This is a genomic window from Pseudomonas sp. NY15435, assembly GCF_048068295.1.
Lineage (GTDB): Bacteria > Pseudomonadota > Gammaproteobacteria > Pseudomonadales > Pseudomonadaceae > Pseudomonas.
On sequence record NZ_JBLUQA010000014.1, the window covers coordinates 40,926 to 59,450 of the forward strand.

Below are 18,525 nucleotides of genomic sequence, written 5' to 3' on the forward strand. Positions count from 1 at the left end.
CTGATCCTCAATGAGATCAGGCCGTGGCGCGGCCGAGCCTTTCCAGCAGCCGCGCCTTCACCTCGGGCCACTCGCTGTCGATGATGCTGAAGCGCACCGAGTTGCGCTTGCGTCCGTCGGGCATGATGCGTTCATGGCGGACGATGCCTTCCTGCACGGCGCCCAGGCGCAGGATGGCGGCGCGGGATTTCTCGTTCAGCTCGTCGGTGGTGAACTGCACGCGCACGCAGTCGAGTTCCTCGAAGGCGTAGGTGAGCAGCAGGAGCTTGGCCTCGGTGTTGATCGGCGTGCGCTGCGCTGACAGGGCGAGCCAGGTATGGCCGATCTCCAGCTTGCGGTTGGCGCGGTCAACCTTCCAGAAACGGGTGCTGCCGACGATCTTCCCAGTGCGCCGATCGAGGATGGCGAAGGGCAGCACGCTGCCTTCTTCCAAGCCTTTCTCGGCCTTGGCGATGTAGCCAGCGACGGTATCCGGCCCTGGAACCACCGTGACCTTGAGGTTCCACAGCTCTCCATCGGCAGCGGCGGCCAACAGGGCGTCGGCTTGTTCTGCGCGCAATTGAATGAGTTCGACGTGATCGCCGGTCAGGTGGGGGCAGGTGAGGTTGGGCATGTTTCGGGGCTCTGCTTGGAACGAACCCAGAGCCTACCGGATGCCGAGCGCTTTTCGTAGGAGCGAGCTTGCTCGCGATCAGTCGGCAAGGCTGGCGCTGGTTGGGTTCGCGAGCAAGCTCGCTCCTACAGGCTGGAGTCCTGCGCGGTCCTTGGAGGAGCGAGCTTGCTCGCGAACTGCATGGCACAAGGCCAAGCGCGAAGCGGGGCCGTCGGCGCGAGGCACTACAACAACAGGAACCCCTGCGGCTCCTTGGGTTGCGCTGGATCGGCGACGAACTTCAGTCGTTGCGTCTTCCACCAGCTCGGCAGCAACCGCCTCACCGCCGGTTGATTGAAGCGGTCATCCAGCAGGTAGATCACTCCCGAGTCTGTCGGCGTGCGGATCACCCGCCCGGCCGCCTGGACGACCTTCTGCAGGCCGGGGAACAGGTAGGTGTAGTCATACCCGTCACCGAACATGCCCTGCATGCGCTGCTTGATCTCCTCGTTGACCTCGTTCACCTGCGGCAAGCCCAGCGTGGCGATGAAGGCGCCTATCAGGCGATCGCCCGGCAGGTCGATGCCCTCGCCGAACGCGCCGCCGAGCACGGCGAAACCGATGCCTTGCGAGTGCGTGGTGAAGCGGTCGAGGAAGGCCTGGCGTTCGATCTCGTTCATGCTGCGCGACTGCACCCAGCGCGGGATATCCGGGTGTTCCGTGGCGAAGCGGTCCAGTGCCTGTTGCAGGTAGGCGTAGCTGCTGAAGAACGCCAGGTAGTTGCCGGGGCGGGCGCGGAACTGGCGGGCCATCAGGGTGCTGATCGGCGTCAGGCTGGCCTCGCGGTGCTGGTAGCGGGTCGAAAGGTTGCCCAACGCGTGGACTTCCAGTTGCTCGGCGCGGAAGGGCGATTCCACCTCGCGCCAGGTGGTGTCTTCCGGCAGACCGAGCAGATCGGCGTAGTAATTGGCCGGGTTCAGCGTGGCGGAGAACAGCGTGGTGCTGTGGGCCACTTTGAAGCGTTCGGCGAGGAAGGGCGCTGGCACCACGTTGCGCAGGCACAGGGTGGAGAGTGTGCGCTGACCGCTGCCGTCGTGGCGGGTGATGTCGAACAGCGAGTGCGGCCCGTAGGCTTCGGCCAGCCGGCAGAACAACATAGCATCGAGGTAGAAGCGCAGCAGTTCGGCCTCGTTGCCGGTGGGCTGGTCGGTGAGGTGGTCGGTGATGGCGCTGACGGCCTTCTGCAACATGGCGATGAACAGGTCCGGTACCGCCGGGTAGATCTGGTAGTCGACCTCCTGGTCGCGGTGCATCTGGTTCCAATGCCGGCCGACGCGCTCCAGCACGCCTTTGAGCCCGGCCGGGGCGACCTTGCGCAGCGCGTTGAACTCACTCTGGTCCAGCTCGGCGCTGTACATGCCGCGGCCGCGCTCGATCAGGTTGTGCGCCTCGTCCACCAGCAGGGTGACCTTCCAGTCGTTGAGCACGGTAAGGCCGTAGAGCAGGGCGGTCATGTCGAAGTAGTAGTTGTAGTCACCCACCACCACGTCGGCCCAGCGGCACAGTTCCTGGCTCAGGTAGTAGGGGCACACCTGGTGCTCCAGCGCCACGTTGCGCACCGCCTCCTGGGTCAGCCAGCGCTGCTTGAGCGCGGCCTCGCGGGCGGCGGGCAGGCGGTCGTAGAACCCCTTGGCCAGCGGGCAGGAGTCGCCGTGGCAGGATTTGTCCGGATGCTCGCAGGCCTTGTCGCGGGCGACGTGTTCCAGCACCCGCAGCGGCTGGGCAGCGTCCTGTTGGCGCAGGGTTGCCAGGGCGTCGAGAGCCAGGCGCCGGCCGGGAGTCTTGGCGGTGAGAAAGAACAGTCGGTCGAGCTTCTGCCCGGGGAAGGCCTTGAGCTGCGGAAACAGCGTGCCGAGGGTTTTGCCGATCCCTGTGGTGGCCTGCGCCATCAGCGTCTGGCCGTCGCGAGCGGCGCGGTAGACGGACTCGGCGAGCATGCGCTGGCCCTGGCGGAAGTCGGCGTACGGGAAGCGCAGCGCCTCCAGGCCCTGGTCGCGCTCGACGCGATGGGCGCTTTCCTGTTCGGCCCACTGCACGAAGCGTTGGCATTGCAGATCGAAGAAGGCACGCAGGTCGACGGCGGCGAAGCGCTCGCGGAACTCGGTTTCCTTCTGGGTGATGACGTTGAAGTAGACGACGGCCAGATCGATGGCGTCGATTTCCAGCGTCTGGCACAGCAGCCAGCCGTAGACCTTCACCTGTGCCCAGTGCAGCAGCCGGTGGTTCTGGGGGATGCGCGCAACGTCGCCGCGGTGGGTCTTGATCTCTTCCAGCAGGTTGGCGGTCGGGTCGTAGCCGTCGGCGCGGCCGCTGACCACCAGGCCCGGGTACTCGCCGCGCAACGGCAGCTCGGCGATGTAGCCCAGCCCCCGGCGGGAGACCACCGTGGCGTGCCCGGCCATGCCTTCCTGGGCGGTTGGGGCGGGGGTGAAGCGCAGGTCGAGGTCACCTTCCTTGGCGGTGAATTCGCACAGCGCGCGCACGGCGATGGCGTAGCTCATTCGCTTTCGTTCGCCTCGCCCTGCCAGCGCACGTAGCAGACTTCCACCGGCATACCGTGCTCGGCGCAGAAGGCCAGCCAGCGCTTCTGGTTATCCTGCAGACGGTCGCCGGGGCCTTTCACTTCGATCATCCGGTAGCGCGCCTCGCCGGGCCAGAACTGGATCAGGTCAGGCATGCCGGCGCGGTTGGCCCTCGGGTCGGCCAGCAGGCGCTCGAACCACAGCTTCAGGTGCGCCGCCGGCAGGCAGTGCAGGGCTTGCTGCAGCAGGTTTTCGTCGAGCAGCTCCCAGTGCACAAAGGGGGAGAGGATGCCGGACTTGGCGACGTAGGTTTCACGGATCGCGGCGAGGTAGGCGTCGCTGTCCAGCAGTGCCAGGCGCGCGGCAAAGCCTTCGGCGCGGCGGCTGACGAAATCGCCACGGTTCAGATCGCTCGGGCCGGCCTGGAAAGGGTGGAAGAAGGCGCCCGGCAGCGGGGCGAAGATCACGTCCCAGCAGAGCAGGCCGAACAGGCTGCAGATCAGCGCATTTTCCACGTAGTGCACGGGCGCTTCTTCCTCGTGGAGCACGGATTGCACGGCGAATTCGACGTTGACGTCGGGGCGCGGCAGTTCCACGTCGATACGCAGCGGCGGTACGGGCTTGACCACTTTTCCGTTCGGAAGGCCGAGCTGGCGTTCCAGCCGCGTCAGCGCACGCTCCACCAGTTGCAGCTCGCCGTCGCTTTCCGGCGCGGCCAGTGCGGTCTGTACCAGGGCGTGGGCATCTTCGAAGCGCTGCAGGCGTTCCAGCACGCGAATCTGCCGCTGCCGCGAGCCACTGGCGGTGGTGCGCTGATAGAGCGCCAGCGCGGCGTCCAGCTCGCCTTCGCGCTCCAGTTGGTGGGCCATGCGGTACAGCAGACGGCCGTGGCGGGCTTGCAGGTAGGTGTTATCGCTGTGGAAGTCGCCCAATTCCGACAATAGCTCGGCGATGGGCTCGCCTGTTTCGAAGCGGACGGCACTGTTCCACAGGTGGATGTAGGCTTCCAGATCGTCGCGACAGCGAAAGGCGCGGGAGTCGGCGGTGATGGGGACGGTTTCGTAGCGGAAGATGCCTAGGTCGGCGAGGACGAACTCCGACCAGTCCTGCTGCAGGTTGCCGAAGAACAGCAGGCGCAGGCGGTCGCACAGCGGCGTCACCATCAGGGTGTAGAGTGGGTCGAGCTGCGGGTTCCAGCCTTCGAACGGCAGCACCTGCCCGTGATAGGCGTGCAGGTACTCGTAGAGTTCAGCCTTTTTCAGCGAACCGCGCGGCAGGTCATCGCGAAAGCGCGCGAGCAGTTCGTCCTTGAGCAGCAAAGGGAGCAGCTCTTCCAGTGTCAGCGGGTAGTCGTCGTCCAGCCAGCCCAGTTCCAATAGCGGCGCGGCGGCGCTGGGAATGTCGCCGATTTCGACATAGCTCAGCTTGCCCGCGCGAAAGTGCGGCCCCTTGCGCATGACCAGCCGCACCAGCAGCGCCCGCGAAGGCAGCGGCAGCGCGCGGAAGTCCGCGATGAACCGGGCTTCCTCGGCGTCGAGCAGGTCGGCGTAGCGCTCGTCGATCCAGTCGAGGGCGCGGTGGAAGTTGGTCAGGTAGTAAAGGCTGGGATCGAGCGGCGCGGACATCGGTAGGCACTGGTTTTACATACAGTGCCAAGGATGGCGTGATGGTGGCTTGGCCGCAAGGGTTAGTGCGGCCTTTCATCGGGAGATGCCTTGCGCTGGGTTTTCAGGATGGCTGTAGGAGCGAGCTTGCTCGCGAACGCATTGCACCGGTTGGCCCGGCGTGAAGCGGGATTCGCGAGCAAGCTCGCTCCTACAAGGGCCGTGCCTGGCCGGCGGATCAGTCGAGGCGAAACACCAGTGCCTTCAGGCCGCTGTCTTCCTCGATGTCGGCGAATTCCGGTGGGTTTTCCAGGCGTTCGATGAAGCGCAGCGGCGGCGCCTCGGCGGCCATGCCCTGGAGGAGGAAGTCCATGCCGACGGCCGGGTCGTTTACGCAGGCCAGTACGGTGCCTGCGCCATCCAGCAGCTCCGGCAGGCGGCGCAGGACGCGGGCGTAGTCCTTGTCGAGGACGAAGCTGCCTTTCTGGAAGCTCGGCGGGTCGATGATGATCAGGTCGTAGGGGCCGGACTTCTTCACCTTGCCCCAGGACTTGAACAGGTCGTGGTCGAGGAAGCTCACCCTCGACAGGTCGTGGCCGTTCAGGCGGTGGTTATCGCGGCCACGGCTGAGCGCCGCGCGGGCCATGTCGAGGTTGACCACCTTCTGCGCACCGCCGGCGATCGCTGCCACGGAGAAGCCGCAGGTGTAGGCGAACAGGTTGAGCACGCGCAGGCCTGCGGAGTTGGCCTGCACCCACTGGCGGCCGTAACGCATGTCGAGGAACAGGCCGTTGTTCTGCTTGCGGCCCAGGTCGAGCTGGTAGCGCAGGCCGTGTTCGCTGATCTGCCAGCCGTCGAAGGTCTCGCCAGCAAGCACTTCCATGGTGCTTTCCAGGGTGTAGCGGTGCTGCAGCATCAGGCTGCGGGCGCCGCTGGCACGCCATACCTCGCTGTCAGCCAGGTCGCTCAGCATCGTCCTGAGGGCCGCCAGCTCCTCCGCTTCAGGCTCACGGAACAGCGACACCAGCAGCACGCCTTCCAGCCAGTCGGCGGTGACCTGCTCCAGCCCCGGCCAGCGGCGGCCGCGGCCATGGAACAGGCGGCGGGTTTCCGCGGGGACGGGGTTCAGGGCGGTGAGCAGTTGCTCTCGCAGGGTGGCGATGGCGTCGGTGTTCATCTTTCCGGTCTTTCTGATTCAGGCGATTGGAGCAAATCGGGGCGGCGATTCTACGCGCTCAGGCGCCATGGCGCTGCACCTGCAGTCTTTCCTCCGGGCGTGGGGCGACGAAGTAGCGGTTGAGCGCTTCGTAGCCGGCCGGGTCCAGCGGCGCGGCGAGCGGGGCAATCGCGTGGCGCGCCAGCAGGCGGTCGCGGCAGGTGGCCGGGTCGACGTCGAGAAAATGCAGGCAGTGCGCCGCACCGGCCTGCTCCGCCAGATCAATCAGCCAGCGGCGGTCGGCCAGGGTGTTGGCGGGGATATCCAGCGCCACGCTGGTGCCGGCGCGCAGCAGGCCGACCACGTGCGGGCCCATGACCTTGCGTACGCGGCGAGCGTAGAGCTGGTAGTCGTCAGGATTGCTGATGCCCCAGGGAAACAGCTCGGCCAGCCATTGTTCCTCGGCCAGCATCACGGTGCCCGGCGCCTCGGCCAGCTCCCGCGCCAGGCGGGATTTGCCCGATGCCGCCTTGCCACACAGGAGGTGCAGCGTACCGGTCGGTGAATTCATGTGGTTACCTCCAGCAGATCGGTGCCGTAGGAATTGTCGACGGCGCAGCGCCAGGCGCCGTCGGCTTCGCGGCGGAACACGTAGGTGGCGCGACGGCTCAGCTTGCCGTGGCTGGTGTCGAGCAAAGTCTGCGCGACCACCAGGGCGATATCGCCGGTCTCGAGGATTTCCAGGCGACCCTGGCGCACCCGCAGGTTGTGGCCGAAGTGCTCGGCGATGGCGACGAAGGCGCGGCGGATCTGTTCCTTGCCGCGCGCCAGCAGGCCGGGCTTGACCACCAGCAGGGCGTCGTCGGTGTAGAACTCGAGCAGGGCGTTGAAGTCCTCGCGGCCGATGGCTTCGTCTGCAGCCTGGATGAGCGCTTGCAGCGGGTGCTGCTCTGGGTGGGTTGCCTGGTCCATCAGTGTCTCCTCGATCGGGAGCCTCGGACGGCGGGCATTAAAAAACCCGCCGGGAGGCGGGTTTGGTTGTTCGCGGAATGCGCTAACCCACCATCGGAGCGATGGTGGTAATAATCTGCTGGAAGGTGCGGTTGGCGGCATTCATGGAGCAGAAGCTACCAGAAGTTTCATCCGTCGCGCCAGCGCTCTTTTTTTGCTGGCGGCATGGCATGATCGCGCCGCGCCATTGTCTGAGCACCATGTCTTTCTCCACGCTGTAGCGGAGCCTTTTCATGCCATCCTCCCTCGCAACCCGCTTCCTGCGCGCCCTGGCGTTGCTCACCGGGTTGGCCGCGTCCGTCGACGCCCTTGCCGTGACGTGCCCGGCGGGGCAGCGTCAGGTGTGCCTGGACACCTGCATGTGCCTGCCAGACCTGGGGGCCGTGCTCGGCCCTGTGCTCACTGACACTCGCAAGATGGCCGCCCAGGCATTGGCCGTCTGGCTGCAGCAGTCCCGCGATCAGGCCGTGCAGGGCGGCACCGAGCCGATCCCGCTGGAGATTCGCGCCCAGCTGCAACCTTACTACCCCGACGACGTGCTCATGGCCGCACGCTATTCCATCGGTGCGCTGGATGACCTGAATGCTGGCCAGGCGATCATGCAGAACCCTGATACCGAGGCCGTCACCCTGGTGGACGTGATTGTGTTCCGCAGCGAGGACGACGCGCAGAAGGACGTCGCCCTCTGGGCTCACGAGCTGTGGCACGTGAAGCAGTACCAGGAGTGGGGCGTGCAGGGCTTCGCCACGCGCTATTCCGAGGACTTCGACGCGGTGGAAGCGCCGGCCTACGAGATGCAGCGCCGGGTCGCCAAGGACCTGCGCGATGGCAAGGTCACCGCGCAGAAGAACGGTCCTTAGCGGCTGGCGCTGGCTTCCGGCGCCGGCGTACCGCCGCCGAGCGCCTTGCACAGGGCGATCAGCGTCAGGCGCAGCTGGGTGTCGCTATCCACCACGTCGCGGCGTGATTGCAGGTACGCGCGCTGGGCGTCCAGTTCCACCAGGAAGTCCGTCATGCCGCCGGCATAGCGTGCCTTGGCCATGCCATAGGCGATATCGCTACTGCGCAGTTTTTCCTGCAGACGCTGGTTGCGTTGGCGTTCGGCACCGTAATGGCTCAGCGCGTCGTCCACTTCCTGCCAGGCCTTGAGCACGGTCTGCTGGTAGGACACCGCCGCTTCCTGCTGTTCCAGCTTGCGCAGGTTGACCTGCGAGCGCCGCCGGCCGTTGTCGAAAATCGGCAGCGACAGGCTCGGGCCGACCGTCCAGGTGCGGCTGCCCCAGTCGCCGAACTTGCTGTCTTCCACCGACTCGTAGCCGAAGTTCGCACCCAGGCGGATCGTCGGGTAGAGGTCGGCGACGGCCACGCCGATGTTGGCGGTGGCGGCGTGCAGCTGGGCTTCGGCGGCGCGGATGTCCGGGCGCCGGCGCGCCACTTCCGAAGGCAGGCCCAGGCTCAGGTCGGGTGTCTGCGGCGCAGTCTGCGCGACGGGTTTCAGGTCCTCGCGCAGGCTGCCCGGCTCGGCGCCGATCAGCACGCCGATCTGGTTGAGCGCCGCGCTCTCGCTGGCCTGCAGTTGCGGCAGGCTGGAGCGCAGCTCGGCGAGCTGGCCGCGCTGGCGTTCGACGTCGAAATCGTCCACCAGCCCGCCGTCGGCGCGCACCTGGATCAACTGCATCGATTCCTCGGTGGCGGCGATGTCCTGCTGAGCCACGGCGATCTGTTGCTGCACGCCGCGCAGCTCAAAGTAGCTGCGGGCCAGTTCCGCCGATACGCCCAGGCGGGTTTCCTCGAACATCGCCTGCTGTGCATCGACGCTGGCATCGGCGGCTTCGATGGAGCGGCGGATGCGCCCCCACAGGTCCGGCTCCCAGGAGGCATCGAAGCCGGCCTGGTAGAGCGTGAAGGGTTCGGCCAGGACCTTGGCGATCTGGTCGCTGTCGCCGGTGGGGGCGATGCGCTGGATCATCAGCGCGTTGGAGCCGTTCTCGCTCAGACGCTGGCGATTCACTGCGGCCGAGGCATTGACGTCGACGCCGCGCTGCGCGGCCACCATCTGCCGCTGCATGCGGCTCTGGGCAAAGCGCAGTACGGCGCTGTTGAGGTCGGGGCTGGCCTTGTCGGCGCGGCGCTGCAGGTTGTTCAGCACCGGGTCGTTGAACAGGGTCCACCAGTCCTCGCCGAGGCGGGTGCTGCCTTCGGCCGGGTGCAGCTGCCCGCTGCCGGAGTGGGCGGCCTGCCAACTGGCCGGCGTCTGCGTTTTCGGCGCCTCGTAGTCGGGGCCCACGGCGCAGCCCGCGAGGCTGGCACCCAGCAGGGCGCTGGAGACGAAGCGGAAGGTGAGGTTCATGGGTGACACCCTCTTGCAAAACTAGTCATCCGAAGTGCTTTCGAAACGTCGCGCGACGTAGCCCATCAGTAGACCGCCGAGAATGCCGATCACGCCGCAGGCCAGGCCCATAGAGCGGTTGGTCACCATGCCGACATTCTTCACGTGGGTGGGCAGGCCCAGCAGGCCGATGAAGAACAGCATCGCTACCGACAGAGCGATCAGGTAGATGCCGCCCGCGCGCCAGGATTGAGTGGCAATGCCCTGCTTGCGGCAGTACCGGTGGCCGAGCCAGAACGGCAGCAGAAGCTGGGTGACGGCGAAGACGATGAAGCTGCTGGTGTCGCTCATGGTTGTCCATTTCCCAGGTAACGCCCTGTCAGGATATTGCATTCGCTCGCCATGCCGGGTGACTCGCTACGCAAGCCGGTGGCGGAACAGCCACGAGGCAAGCGGCAGGGTGACGGCGGCCACCACCAGCATGGGGATCAGGTTGTGCCAGACATCGACCAGGGTCGCGCCTTCGAGGTAGACGCGCTGGATCAGGTCGATGCCAAAGCGCAGCGGGTTGGCGTAGGTCACCAGCTGCAGGAACTCGGGCATGTTGCGTACCGGCGTGGCGAGGCCGGAGAGCAGCGTCAGCGGCATGATCAGCACGAAGGTATAGAGCATCGCCTGCTGCATGTTCAGCGACACCGCGCTGATCGACATGCCCAGCCCGACGCAGGCGATGGTGAACACCGTCAGCCCGCCGTAGAGGTTCAGCAGCGAACCGGCCATGGGTATTCGGAACCAGAACAGCGCCATCAGCAGCACCAGCGTGGCCTGCACCAGGCCGATCAGCAGCGGTGGGATGGCCTTGCCGAACATGATTTCCAGCGGCGTGTAGGGCGTGACCAGCAACTGGTCGAAGGTGCCCTGTTCACGCTCGCGGGCAACCGAGAGCGCGGTGAGCATCAGCGTCTGCATCATGCTCAGGGTGGCGATCAGCGCGGGGATCAGTGGCCAGCGGGTTTCCAGGTTGGGGTTGTACCAGGAGCGGCTGACCACGCTGATCGGCGCGGAGGCCAGGCCCTGCTCCCGGTTGAATTCGTCCACCACCACGGCGAGGCCGGCAGCGGCGGAGCCGGCGGTGTTGGAGTTGCGCCCGTCGAGGATGACCTGGATCGGTGCCGGGTCGCCCTGGGCCAGGCGGGTCTGGAAGTCCGAGGGAATGTGGATCACCAGCAGGGCCTTCTGCTCGTCGATGACCGTCTGGATTTCCTCCACGCGGGTGAGTGTTGCCACGCGATGGAAGATGCCGCTGCCGTCCAGCCGCGAGGCGAGGCGGGTGGAGGATTCGCTGTGGCTCAGGTCGAGGATGGCGTAAGGCGCGTCGTTCAGGTCGAAGGTCACCGCGTAGCCGAACAGCACGCTCTGCATCAGCACCGGCGCCACCAGCACGATGCGGTTGGCCGGGTCCTTGAGGATCACCAGCAGTTCCTTGCGCCAGAGGTTGAGGATGCGCCAGAGAAATTCCATGTCGTCAGAACCTGCTCAATGTCTGCCTGCGCTTGCCCATACTGCGTTGGAAACAGGCTCAAAATGCTCATTTACACCACGTAAACTGCGCTTTTTCGCCCGTTTCCGCCTTGTCTGGGCTGCGCTCGGCGAGACCTTGAACACGTTCTAGTCCAGCCGTTTGCGCGTCACCAGCCTCGCCAGACCCAGCAGGGCGACGGCGTAGGCGGCGAGGATGGCGCAGTTCTTGAAGATCATTGGCCAGAAGTCGCCGGCCAGGAACAGGGATTTCACCAGTTCCATGAAGTAGGTCGCCGGCAGCAGGTTGCCGATCACGCGGATGGCGGTGGGCACGTTGCGCAGGTCGAAGATGAAGCCCGAGAGCATCATTGCCGGCAGGAAGCTGGCGAGCAGGGCGATCTGGCTGGCGAGGAACTGGTTCTTGGTCACCGCCGAGATCAGCAGGCCGATGCCCAGCGCCACCAGCATGTAGAGCATGGAGCCGATTACCAGGACGATGAAGGAGCCGTAGATCGGCACGTCGAACAGGAAGCGCGCGGCGAGCAGGCACAGCGCCAGGCCGATCATGCCGATGCCGAAGCAGGGAATGATCTTCGCCAGCAGGATTTCCACCGGCCGCACCGGCGTGACGAACAGCGCCTCCAGCGTGCCGCGTTCCCATTCGCGGGCCATCACCAGGGCGGTGAGGAAGGCGCCGACCAGGGTCATGATCAGCACGATCAGCCCCGGCACCAGGTACCAGGTGCTGGTGTTGGCGGCGTTGAACCACATGCGCTGGACAATGGTGACGGCGCCAGCCTGATTCGCCGAGCCGGCGCCACGGTCGGCCTGCTTCTCGGCATAGCCCGCCAGCGCGCTGCTGACGTAGGTGGAAACGCTGGCGGCGCGGGTGGCATCCGAGCCCTGTACCAGCACCTGGATCTGCGCATGGCCGTCATTGAGGTTGCGGGTGAAGTCGGAAGGGAACTGCACCACCGCATCCACCTCGCGGGCGCGCATCAGCTTTTCGCCCTCGGCGAAGGAGCGCACCAGGTGTGGCTCCAGGTACTCGGTGCGGCTGATCCCGGCGGCGACGTCACGGGCTATGGGGGAGGGATCGTCGAGGACGATGGCGACGATGGCGCGCTTGACGTCCAGCGACAGGCCGTAGCCGAAGATGAGGATGAGCGCGATGGGCAGGCCGATGCCGATCAGCAGGTTGCTGCGGTCGCGCACCAGCTGCCGCACTTCCTTGCGGGTCAGCGAGGCGAGGCGCCGCCAGAAGCCGCCGGCGCTCATGCCGCTCCCGCCTTGGCGTGCTGGCGGTTGCTTTCTACGCGATTGGTTTCGACGATCTGGATGAACGCCTGCTCCATGTTCAGCGTGCTGCCCTTGCCGCCGGCCTGCTCGCGCACCTCTTGCGGGGTGCCCATGGCCAGCAGCTTGCCGGCGTCCTGGATGACGATGCGGTCGCAGTACTCGGCTTCTTCCATGAAGTGGGTGGTGATGATGATGGTGGTGCCGGACGCCGCCAGCGCCGTGATGCGCTGCCAGAATCCACGGCGGGCCAGCGGGTCGGCGCCGCTGGTGGGTTCGTCGAGGAAGAGGATTTCCGGTTCGTGGAGCAGGCCGACCGCCATCGCCAGACGCTGCTTGAAGCCGCCGGGGAGCTGGCCGCTGGGCGAGTCCTCCTGGCCGGCGAGGTCGAACTGGCGGGAAACATCATCCATCCGCTGCTTCAGCTGCTTGCCGCCCAGCCCGTAGGCGCCGCCGAAGAAGCGCAGGTTCTCGGCGACGGAGAGATTGCCGTAGAGGGAGAACTTCTGAGAAACGTAGCCGACCTTGCGCCGTGCCTGGGCCCGCGCGTGGCGCAGGTTGACCCCGGCCACCTGCAGCGTGCCGCTGGTGGCCGGCAGCAGCCCGCAGAGCATGCGGAAGGTGGTGGTCTTGCCGGCACCATTGGGGCCGAGCAGGCCGAAGATTTCCCCGCGGTGCACGCTGAAACTGGTGCTGGCCACGGCGGTGAAGTCGCCGAACTTGCGCACCAGGTCCTTCACTTCGATCACCGTTTCGTCACTGTCGGCGCGGCCCTCTCCGTGGCGACGGGTGCCGGCCTTGAGCGACTCCATGTCGACCTGCTCGGCGTCGCTGCGGGCGCGCAGCAGGAACATGAAGCCGTCTTCCAGGCGCGCGTCCACCTGGCGCACCGGCGCACCGTCGAGCAGCTTGTCGAGGGTGGCCTGGTCGGCGTCGGGCTGGCGGATGAAGCGCACTTCGCCGGACTGCGGCACCGCATCGACGATGTTCTGGTGGTCGTCCAGCAGCCGCGCCTGCAGGGTGCGCGCGGGCTCTTCCTGGGGCGGGGTGGCGATGAAGCAGAGGTTGTCGGCGTGTTCGCGGATCGAGGCCGGGTCGCCCTTGGCCATCAGATGGCCCTGGTGCAGCAGGAAGACCTCCGCGCAACGCTCGGCCTCGTCCATGTACGAGGTGGAAACCAGCACGCTGAGCTGCTCCTGTTCGATCAACTGCTGGATGATCTCCCACAGTTCACGGCGCGACAGCGGGTCGACGCCGACGGTGGGCTCGTCGAGTAGCAGCAGGTCCGGCGAACGCACCAGGGTGCAGGCCAGGCCCAGCTTCTGTTTCATGCCGCCGGAGAGCTTGCCCGCCGGGCGGTCGGTGAAGCGCGCCAGGTCGGTCATCTCCAGCAGGCGCTGGTAGCGCTCCTGGCGTTCCTTGTGGGGGACGCCGTGGAGGTCGGCGTAAAGGTCGAGGTTCTCCTGCACGCTCAGGTCCTCATAGAGACCGAAGCGCTGCGGCATGTAGCTGATGCGGTCCTGCACCTGCTGCGGCTGGGCGTGGACGTCCAGGTCCAGCACCGTGAGCGTGCCGGCGTCGGCCTGCAGTAGCCCCGCGACCAGGCGCAGGAAGGTGGTCTTGCCGGCGCCGTCCGGGCCGACCAGCGCGGTGAGCTGACCGCGTGGAATGTCCAGGCTGATGTCTTTCAGCGCCTGCACCGTCTTGCCCCCATGCTTGTCTGAAGAAGTTTTCACCAGGAAGTGCTTCGCCAGGCCTTCGGCGCGGATGACTGGAGCGTCGCTCATCAGCGCGGCTCGTCGGCGAAGCGTACCGTGGCCGGCATGCCCAGGCGCAGGCGGTTGTCCGGGTCAGCCACCAGCACGCGCACCTCGTAGACAAGGCTGGTACGCAGCTCCTCGGTCTGCACCGACTTGGGCGTGAATTCGGCGACAGAGGAGATGAAGCCGACGTGGCCGTCGATGGCCTGGTCCGGGTGGCTGTCGGTGAACACCTGGGCCTTCAGGCCGGGCTTGATACGGCCCAGGTTGGTTTCGCTGACGTAGGCACGAATCCATTTCGGATCGGTCAGCGCCAGGGAGTACACCGGGCGCTGCGGCGACGCCATGTCGCCGGGCTCCAGCAGACGCGAGCGCACGGTGGCGTTCTGCGGCGCCTTGAGGTCGGCTTCGTCGAGGTTGTGCTGCAGCAGCGCCACGTCGGCGCGGGCGGCGGCGAGCTGGGCGTCGGCCTGGGCGATGTCTTCCGCGCGCGGGCCGATCTGCGCCAGGCGCAGGGACTTCTGCCGGTCTTCCAGCTCGGCCTGGGCGACCTTCTGCTGCGAGATGGCGCTGTCGATGTCCTGCTGACTGACGGCGCGGCCGCCGGGGCTATTGGCGCGGATGTTCTCCAGCCGGCGCAGCTGGGTGTTGGCGAGGTCGAGTTGGGCACGGGCGGCCTTGTCCTGTGCCTTGGCGCGATCGATGTCCTCGGGGCGCGAGCCGTTCTTCAGGCGCAACAGGTTCTGCTCCTGCGCGGCGATCTGCGCCTGGGCCTTGTCGATCTGCAGGCGTAGGGTGCGGGTGTCGAGGCTGGCCAGCACGTCGCCGGCTTTCACCTGATCGCCTTCCTCGACATTCATCTTCGCGATGCGCTCGCTGCCGGTGAAGGCCAGCGATACCTGGCGGATGTCCACGTTGCCGTAGAGCACCAGGCGTTTGTCGTCACTTTCGCGGGAGTGCAGGTACCACCACACTCCGCCCCCCAGCAGCAGCGCCACGAGCGCCACCAGCACCAGCTTCTTAGGCATGCAGGCCTTCCCTGTTTCATGACAGCCGGGTGAAGGATAGACAGTTCCACGCAATACATGCGGACCTGTATCAATGGCGAAACGCTCTGGCCTGCCGGCCCGGCGGCTTCGATCATCGTTCGGCAGCGACATGGGACGAAGGTTTCAATTTGATGGTGGCGGCGTGCCTGGGCGTTTCGTCAGCTTCCGCGTCAGGGGCCGTATTGCCTGTTAGCGTGGAGTGACACTCCTCATCAGGAGGCTGCCATGGGCCACGAGAAAACTCTTCTGCCGGAACACCGTAGCTCCTGGCGCCTACGCGCCCTGCGGATGCAGTGGTTCGGCCTGGTGCTGTTGTTCCTGGCTGCGGGCCTCGCGGCGTTGACCGATTTTCTCGAGCAGGACGGCGGGGTGGCGATCCTCGCTGGCTTTGCCGTGGCCGGCGTGCTGGCGCTGGTGGTGGCGCGGGTGATCCTGCTGAGCCCGGCGGGACGGATGCGCGCGCGACATTCCTGATCGACGCCGCAGGGGGCTGTAGGAGCGAGCTTGCTCGCGAACGCTCTAGCCGGTTGCCGGCGGTGTGAGGGCGGTTCGCGAGCAAGCTCGCTCCTACAAAGCTGGGTGGTCAGCGCCGCGGAATCGATTGCACCTGCGGCTGGATCTGCTGCTGCGGAATGCGCTGATAGCCCATCTGCCCGTCGTCCATCGGTGGCGGCGGTGGGGCGTCGTGACGGTCGTTGTGCGTGCCGCAGGATGAGCCGCCGAGCAGCACGGCCAGCGCGCCGATCAGCAGCAGGATGGTGGGCCGTGGCATGGTCGAGTCCTCTGGGTGATGTCCTTTCCCAGTGAACGTGAAAATCCGTCGATGGGGCGTCCCGTCGGACGAATGGGGCCGGTCAGGGATTCCTGGCGACTCTTCGAAAGCGCCGAATTCAGGCGTTGCAACGATCGTGCAGATTGCCATGGCTCATCCATACTCAAGCGACTCGCCCCGGCACTGGGCTCGGGGGGCAAGGAGGGCGGGATGCTCGATTACGTTGCGCTGGGAATATTGGTTTTCGCTGCCGTGGTGCTGTTCTACGGGATCATCGTGCTGCACGACATTCCTTATGAGATCGCGGTGCACCGCGACCACCCCCACCAGGACGCGATCCACGCGGCCGGCTGGGTCAGTCTGTTCACCCTGCATGCGCTGTGGCCGTTCCTCTGGATCTGGGCCATGTTGTACCGCAAGGACCGCGGCTGGGGCTTTCATCATGGTCGAACACCGCAGGCCGAGGCGGAGTACCTCGAGGCGCAGTTGGCCGAATTGCGCCAGCGCCTGGATGTGCTGGAAGGTCGCGCTCCCGGCACCGTTGCGGAGCCGCCACCGACACCGGCAGCGTCTCAACCCGGCGGGGAGGGCTGATCCATGGACTTGTTGCTGGTTCTGACCTACACCGCCATCTGCATCGCCATCTTCAAGATCTTCCGCATCCCGCTGAACAAGTGGACGGTACCCACCGCCGTGCTTGGTGGCGTGGTGCTGATCGGCGCGCTGATCTTCACCATGAACTACAACCACCCGTATTCCGAGGTGGCGCGTTCCTACTTCGTCTCCACTCCGGTTATTCCGGTGGTCACCGGCCAGGTGATCGAGGTGCCTGTGAAGGGCAACCAGATGATCGAGAAAGGGACGGTGCTGTTCCGTATCGACCCCAAACCGTTCCAGTTGAAACTGGACTCGATCAAGGCACAGCTGGTATCGGCGCGCGCCGATCAGTCCCGTGCCCGTGAACTGGCGCTGCGCAATGTGGGCAACAAACGTGATGTCGACCTCACCACCGCCCGCGTCGATGACCTGGAAGCCCAGCTGGCGCTAGCGCAGTTCAACCTCGATAACACCGTGGTGCGTGCGCCGTCTCGTGGCTTCGTTACCCACGTGTCGCTGCGTCCGGGGATGATGGCGACGCGCCTGCCGTTGCGCCCGTCCATGGTCTTTGTGCCGGACGAAGGACAATACTTCGCGGCCTGGATGCGGCAGAACAGCCAGTTGCGCCTGACCGCCGGTGACGAAGCCGAAGTGGCCTTTGACGGGATTCCCGGCAAGGTCTTCTCCGGCAAGGTGAAACAGGCCATCGGTGTGATCGGCGAGGGCCAGGTACAGCCGTCGGGTACCCTGATCAGCTATACCGGCTCACCGCCGCCCGGGCGTGTGCCGGTGCTCATCGAGATCACCGACCCGGACTATGCCCAGTATGCGCCCCTGATGCCGGGCGGTGCATACGGCCAGGCGGCGATCTACAGCGAGCATTTCCACCATGTGGCGATCATGCGCAAGATCCTCCTGCGCATGGCGGCCTGGATGAACTACATCTTCCCGTTCCACTGATCCAACCCCCCGCGCTGCGGCCGCCTGGCCGCAGCCATTCCCACCGGAGTTGCCCTCCCGATTGTAGGAGCGAGCTTGCTCGCGAACAGACCTCGCCCTTGCGCAGGTGTCATGCGGTTCGCGAGCAAGCTCGCTCCTACAGGCCTGCCTCCATGCGCCATCCGCCGTGCGCCTGTCATGAAATGAAAAGCCCCTGTCGCACCATGTGAAGCTGTCCGTCGGCCCCCTGCCTATTGTCCGCTCAAAGGGCGCTTGCCTGCTCCAAACGAAAGCGCCCACGACAACAAGACAACTGGAGATTCCGGCCATGGCCAAAGCCGTTCGTTTCTATGAAACAGGGGGACCCGAAGTCCTGCGTTACGAGGACGTGGAGGTCGGCGAGCCCGGCCCGGGGCAAGTGCGCATCCGCCATGTGGCGGTGGGCCTGAACTACGCCGACACCTACTTCCGCAATGGCACCTACGCCGTACCGCTGCCCAGCGGCATGGGCGTGGAAGCCGCCGGCGTGGTAGTCGCGGTGGGCGACGGCGTAACCAACGTCGTGCCCGGTGACCGCGTGACCTACACCGGCTTCATCAACACCCTCGGCGCATACAGCACCGAGCGCCTGGTACCGGCGGCGCCGCTGATCCGCCTGCCGGAGAACATCGCCTTCGAGACCGCCGCCGCCATGACCATGCGCGGCCTGACCTCGGCCTATCTGCTGCGTCGCATCCACGACTTCAAGCCGGGCCAGAGCATCCTGCTGCATGCCGCCGCCGGTGGTGTCGGCCTGATCGTTTCGCAATGGGCGAAGCTGCTTGGCCTGCGGGTGATCGGCACCGTTTCCAGCGACGCCAAGGCTGAAGTGGCCTTCGCCCACGGCTGCGAGCACGTCATCAACTACAGCCATGAGAGTGTCGCCGAGCGCGTTCGCGAACTCACCGATGGCCGTGGCGTGGACGTGGTCTTCGACAGCGTCGGCAAGGACACCTTCATGACGTCCCTGGAGTCGCTCAAGCGCCGTGGCCTGATGGTCTGCGTCGGCACCGCGTCAGGCCCGATCCCGCCGTTCGATCCGGTGCTGCTGGCGATGAAGGGTTCGATCTTCCTGACTCGCCCGGCCCTGGCCGACTACATCGCCGACCCGGCGGAGAAGGCGGCGCTGCTGGACGAACTGTTCACCCACGTGGGCAAGGGCGATATCCGCATCGAGATCAACCAGCACTATGCGCTGGAGGATGCCGTCCAAGCCCATCGCGACCTTGAGTCGCGCAAGACCACCGGCTCGTCGATCTTCGTCATCTGAGGGCGCCG

General features: G+C 66.0%; 19 protein-coding genes. 5 read left to right on the plus strand and 14 right to left on the minus strand.

Going from position 1 to position 18,525, the window contains the following annotated elements:
- Nucleotides 1–16 precede the first annotated feature (16 nt).
- The 7 genes from ACNFH5_RS26225 to ACNFH5_RS26255 all read right to left on the minus strand — a co-directional run bounded on the left by ACNFH5_RS26225 (nucleotide 17) and on the right by ACNFH5_RS26255 (nucleotide 7,180).
- A complete protein-coding gene (locus tag ACNFH5_RS26225) occupies nucleotides 17–613 on the minus strand; it encodes a GNAT family N-acetyltransferase (RefSeq protein WP_416751138.1) in 597 nt (198 codons plus the stop codon).
- A 224-nt stretch (nucleotides 614–837) separates the two neighbouring features.
- Nucleotides 838–3,153: an ATP-dependent DNA helicase gene (locus tag ACNFH5_RS26230; RefSeq protein ID WP_416751140.1), complete on the minus strand. Its 2,316-nt coding sequence runs from the start codon at nucleotides 3,151–3,153 to the stop codon at nucleotides 838–840.
- On the minus strand, nucleotides 3,150–4,799 hold the full coding sequence (locus ACNFH5_RS26235) for a VRR-NUC domain-containing protein (protein WP_416751142.1): 1,650 nt from the start codon (nucleotides 4,797–4,799) through the stop codon (nucleotides 3,150–3,152). Before ACNFH5_RS26235 ends, ACNFH5_RS26230 begins: the two co-directional genes overlap by 4 nt.
- A gap of 217 nt (nucleotides 4,800–5,016) precedes the next feature.
- Nucleotides 5,017–5,955: a class I SAM-dependent methyltransferase gene (locus tag ACNFH5_RS26240; protein WP_416751144.1), complete on the minus strand. Its 939-nt coding sequence runs from the start codon at nucleotides 5,953–5,955 to the stop codon at nucleotides 5,017–5,019.
- A 58-nt stretch (nucleotides 5,956–6,013) separates the two neighbouring features.
- Entirely contained in the window at nucleotides 6,014–6,505 is a 492-nt protein-coding gene (locus ACNFH5_RS26245) for an AAA family ATPase (RefSeq protein WP_416751147.1), read from the minus strand.
- Complete coding sequence (locus ACNFH5_RS26250; protein ID WP_416751149.1) at nucleotides 6,502–6,906, minus strand: YybH family protein; 405 nt, start codon at nucleotides 6,904–6,906, stop codon at nucleotides 6,502–6,504. The genes ACNFH5_RS26245 and ACNFH5_RS26250 overlap by 4 nt, the downstream gene beginning before the upstream one ends.
- Nucleotides 6,907–6,988: 82 nt before the next feature.
- The gene (locus tag ACNFH5_RS26255) at nucleotides 6,989–7,180 is read right to left on the minus strand and encodes a hypothetical protein (RefSeq protein WP_416751151.1); all 192 of its coding nucleotides are present in this window, start codon (nucleotides 7,178–7,180) and stop codon (nucleotides 6,989–6,991) included.
- Here ACNFH5_RS26255 and ACNFH5_RS26260 point away from each other — a divergent pair.
- On the plus strand, nucleotides 7,179–7,805 hold the full coding sequence (locus ACNFH5_RS26260) for a DUF4157 domain-containing protein (RefSeq protein WP_416751153.1): 627 nt from the start codon (nucleotides 7,179–7,181) through the stop codon (nucleotides 7,803–7,805). The genes ACNFH5_RS26255 and ACNFH5_RS26260 overlap by 2 nt on opposite strands.
- On the opposite strand, the gene ACNFH5_RS26265 is transcribed toward ACNFH5_RS26260, so the two are convergent.
- The 6 genes from ACNFH5_RS26265 to ACNFH5_RS26290 all read right to left on the minus strand — a co-directional run bounded on the left by ACNFH5_RS26265 (nucleotide 7,802) and on the right by ACNFH5_RS26290 (nucleotide 14,879).
- Nucleotides 7,802–9,295, minus strand: coding sequence for an efflux transporter outer membrane subunit (locus ACNFH5_RS26265; protein WP_416751155.1), 1,494 nt, complete (start codon nucleotides 9,293–9,295; stop codon nucleotides 7,802–7,804). The genes ACNFH5_RS26260 and ACNFH5_RS26265 overlap by 4 nt on opposite strands.
- A 21-nt stretch (nucleotides 9,296–9,316) precedes the next feature.
- The gene (locus tag ACNFH5_RS26270; protein ID WP_416751157.1) at nucleotides 9,317–9,625 is read right to left on the minus strand and encodes a hypothetical protein; all 309 of its coding nucleotides are present in this window, start codon (nucleotides 9,623–9,625) and stop codon (nucleotides 9,317–9,319) included.
- Nucleotides 9,626–9,691: 66 nt separating this feature from the next.
- Nucleotides 9,692–10,795, minus strand: coding sequence for an ABC transporter permease (locus ACNFH5_RS26275; protein WP_416751159.1), 1,104 nt, complete (start codon nucleotides 10,793–10,795; stop codon nucleotides 9,692–9,694).
- 147 nt (nucleotides 10,796–10,942) lie between these two features.
- Complete coding sequence (locus ACNFH5_RS26280; RefSeq protein ID WP_416751161.1) at nucleotides 10,943–12,073, minus strand: ABC transporter permease; 1,131 nt, start codon at nucleotides 12,071–12,073, stop codon at nucleotides 10,943–10,945.
- Nucleotides 12,070–13,878, minus strand: a complete 1,809-nt coding sequence (locus tag ACNFH5_RS26285; RefSeq protein ID WP_416751163.1) for an ATP-binding cassette domain-containing protein — start codon at nucleotides 13,876–13,878, stop codon at nucleotides 12,070–12,072. The genes ACNFH5_RS26280 and ACNFH5_RS26285 overlap by 4 nt, the downstream gene beginning before the upstream one ends.
- Nucleotides 13,878–14,879, minus strand: a complete 1,002-nt coding sequence (locus ACNFH5_RS26290) for an HlyD family efflux transporter periplasmic adaptor subunit (RefSeq protein WP_416751165.1) — start codon at nucleotides 14,877–14,879, stop codon at nucleotides 13,878–13,880. Before ACNFH5_RS26290 ends, ACNFH5_RS26285 begins: the two co-directional genes overlap by 1 nt.
- Nucleotides 14,880–15,125: 246 nt before the next feature.
- Between ACNFH5_RS26290 and ACNFH5_RS26295 the strand changes: the two genes are divergently transcribed.
- Complete coding sequence (locus ACNFH5_RS26295; protein WP_416751167.1) at nucleotides 15,126–15,374, plus strand: hypothetical protein; 249 nt, start codon at nucleotides 15,126–15,128, stop codon at nucleotides 15,372–15,374.
- A gap of 109 nt (nucleotides 15,375–15,483) precedes the next feature.
- Here the strand turns inward: ACNFH5_RS26295 and ACNFH5_RS26300 are convergent, their stop codons facing one another.
- A complete protein-coding gene (locus ACNFH5_RS26300; RefSeq protein ID WP_416751169.1) occupies nucleotides 15,484–15,672 on the minus strand; it encodes a hypothetical protein in 189 nt (62 codons plus the stop codon).
- Nucleotides 15,673–15,882: 210 nt separating this feature from the next.
- On the opposite strand from ACNFH5_RS26300, the gene ACNFH5_RS26305 reads away from it, so the two are divergent.
- From ACNFH5_RS26305 to ACNFH5_RS26315, 3 genes are all read left to right on the plus strand, one after another.
- On the plus strand, nucleotides 15,883–16,266 hold the full coding sequence (locus ACNFH5_RS26305) for a DUF3302 domain-containing protein (protein ID WP_416751171.1): 384 nt from the start codon (nucleotides 15,883–15,885) through the stop codon (nucleotides 16,264–16,266).
- Nucleotides 16,267–16,269: 3 nt separating this feature from the next.
- Complete coding sequence (locus ACNFH5_RS26310; RefSeq protein WP_416751173.1) at nucleotides 16,270–17,229, plus strand: HlyD family secretion protein; 960 nt, start codon at nucleotides 16,270–16,272, stop codon at nucleotides 17,227–17,229.
- A gap of 307 nt (nucleotides 17,230–17,536) precedes the next feature.
- Nucleotides 17,537–18,517, plus strand: a complete 981-nt coding sequence (locus tag ACNFH5_RS26315; protein WP_416751175.1) for a quinone oxidoreductase family protein — start codon at nucleotides 17,537–17,539, stop codon at nucleotides 18,515–18,517.
- The last annotated feature ends 8 nt before the right edge of the window (nucleotides 18,518–18,525 follow it).